Genomic DNA, 2,863 nt, shown 5'->3' on the forward strand with positions numbered 1-2,863 from the left:
ATGGTGGTCAATAAAGGATAATACACAATTATCTGATGTTGCACTAAAACATTGCTTCAAGCGAGTGGATAAAATTATGAACGATATTGAAAAATTATTTGTGCAAGAAGATAGTACCTTTACTGTTTACGTAGTGGAACAACAATTTGTTGTTGGAAGAGGACAAGAATATTTTAAAAAATACATTAATACTTCCAATTACATTACGTCTGAAAAACAAATCAAAAATATATTTTCAAAAGCCATTCAAACTATAAGTAAAAATGTAGCGCCAGTTGAAAAATTAGTCAATTTGCTATCTAACGGCTTTTCAGGAATTAGCATAGCAGAGGCCATTACTTCTTTGTGTCAATTATTCACTGTTAATGAACATCAGTTAGCAGGTCCGGAAGTTATTGACCCAATTATACTGCAAGAAGGGAAACTAACTAAACGCAATATTGCACACTTAGTTAGTTTGAATAAAGATAGTATATTAAGACCAACAATAATATTGCTACTAAAAGATAATGATTTTAATAGGGCGATGGAACTGCTATCTGAATGTCCTGACGGAATAAATATCAAAATGATTAAGAATAGCGGCAAGGAAGAAAAATACAAGGTTGTTAATTGTGGTGCAAATAATATAGTTTCCTTTATAGATTCTTTTGCAAAACAATGCTATAGTACATGTTCAAACACACCGTGTAAGTTATTGCTAAATTCTGAATGGAGTGAAAATCTTATTGTAAAAAAATATGCACCTACTGTTCTTAAGTATCGTTCAAATTTACTATTTGATCAAAAAGAGGAAATATCTACTCAATTGTCCAGTTTCACGGATGAAATTATAAATTTACATAGCGGAAATAATGAAGAGGAACAAATACTTCGTGCCTTTGAATGTATATTAAGACTATTCCGTATTTTTTGTAATGATTACGGAGGTAATGATATACTAGAGGCACAAAAAATAGCCACTAATTTAAATCATGAATTATTGTTGGCACAAGTGTATCGTTATGCTGAGTTTTTGCCAAATTGTTCAATAGAAGATAGAATTGTTTTATATGATAAGGGATATTCTATTTTTAAAAAGAATATGATGGAAGACAATGCAATCTATTGTAAAAACAATATGTTAATCGAACAGTTTTATACAAATAATATTCATCCAGAAGCCTTTAGGGAAATGCAAGTAGAGGCAGTAAACAATGTGCCTGGTATGGTTGCTTTGAGCCATTTATACAATAATGTAGGGGTTGCATACTTATATTGTGGTCAAACAGATACTGCTATAGATTTTTTTGACCGTGGTTTGGAATATGCTAGAAATAATGATCGTATTGTTCAAAAACTTGCTATTGAAAGTAATAAAATGCTCGCTGAAAATTATTCATATACCACTATCGACGAAAATAGAATTCGGTTATTAATGCGGCGTATTTTCGATGGAATGGGAATGACAAAATTACCCTTTTTAGCAGCTGATTATGCATTGAATGTTCTTACAGTGGCATTGAAGCAAAACAGAATTTTAGCAAAAGAATTACTAGATACTTATCCTATTCAAAAACTAATTAAAAAATCATTTGAAACGAGTTCTATCAATGCTGGAGAACGCTGTTTACAAATGCAATATCTGTGCACACATTTTGCCGAGGAGTGTGGGAAAATTATGGAATGCACAATTCCCCATAGGCCATACATGCCTAAAGGGAAGCGTGCAGAATTTATTGTTAATTATGGCTTGAATCCATTTGACTTTGAAATTTGGCTTTAGTGAGAGAAATAATTGAAGATGACAATAAGTATCCTATCATTGAAGCATGTTTCACAATACTGCAATACTGCTCCACAGATGAGTGAATACTGACATTGCTATGCGTTAATGCAGTTTTGAATGCCATATCAAAAGAATCATTTAATTCAATTGTGGGCATCGAATTTATTTCAACAAAGTAAAAATCATCTAATAATAGTGGTTTCTGCAAAATTTCTTTAGATAATTTGTTATTTTGGCACTTAATGCGTCCATCAATGCGACCATAAGTAGTTATAGGAAATGTTTTTGCAAAATTTAGTAGTGTATCCTTTGTTTTTGCATCTATGTTTAGTATCGGATATTTGATAAAATTTTCACTTTCAGTATATTTTTCTTCAAAGCTATAAATCCACTTTGGATCCTGAGAATTTGGGTAATACAATAAAGGGGGGAGTAAATCCAAGGCATCAACAAGTGGATTATATACGATCGGGACAGTTATGTCGAAGCCCGATATAAATCTTTGATATAATCCATCACTATTATCACTCTCGCCTATTCGAATACCGATGCTGCTCCCTAAGTTCATCGGCCTAAAAATTCCGTTGGGATCAGTAGGCGAAAGGTATTCTGGTACACTTATGCTATTGGCACTAGCAAGTATATTGGAAATAAATTTATTTTCACTCATTACTATTGCAAGCGCATTGCATGGAATACACGGAATTGCTAGGAAACTACACATTGAAGGAACTAGTGACAATGATGATAGTTCATAATTGCCGCAATTTAAGTTAATAATAAAATCTATGTGTGGCAGCGTATTATATGAAGCCTTTTGTATAAAAGTTCGTACATCCATTATATAAGGTATGCATTCTAGTTCTTGTATGGCATTTAGCCAACCAGAAATAATGTCACTTTTCCAAACCCAATAATGTTTGCTACCAGGGGCTTCTTCTTTTTCAAAAAAATAGACAAGACCTATAGTTTTACCTCTAAGATCATCAAGCATTTTTCTATAATTTATATTGTATTCCAAGATGTATGTCACCTCCACACAGTTATGCTAATGCAACATCAGATAATTGTGTATTATCCTTTATTGACCACCAT

At 32.3% G+C, this 2,863-nt stretch carries 2 protein-coding genes; one reads left to right on the forward strand and one right to left on the reverse strand.

The genetic code is table 11. The annotated features are described in order from the left end of the window. A partial coding sequence (locus tag DWZ61_RS19310; protein ID WP_207664197.1) for a tetratricopeptide repeat protein occupies positions 1–1,765 on the forward strand: 1,765 nt, incomplete at its 5' end. Here the strand turns inward: DWZ61_RS19310 and DWZ61_RS19315 are convergent. Continuing rightward, positions 1,722–2,789 (reverse strand): hypothetical protein, encoded by a 1,068-nt coding sequence (locus DWZ61_RS19315; RefSeq protein WP_118540110.1) that lies wholly within the window; start codon positions 2,787–2,789, stop codon positions 1,722–1,724. The two genes, DWZ61_RS19310 and DWZ61_RS19315, sit on opposite strands and share 44 nt — an antisense overlap. Positions 2,790–2,863: the final 74 nt, after the last annotated feature.

The sequence above is a fragment of the Clostridium sp. AF34-10BH genome, assembly GCF_003478095.1.
Taxonomy (GTDB): Bacteria; Bacillota; Clostridia; order Lachnospirales; family Lachnospiraceae; genus Acetatifactor; species Acetatifactor acetigignens.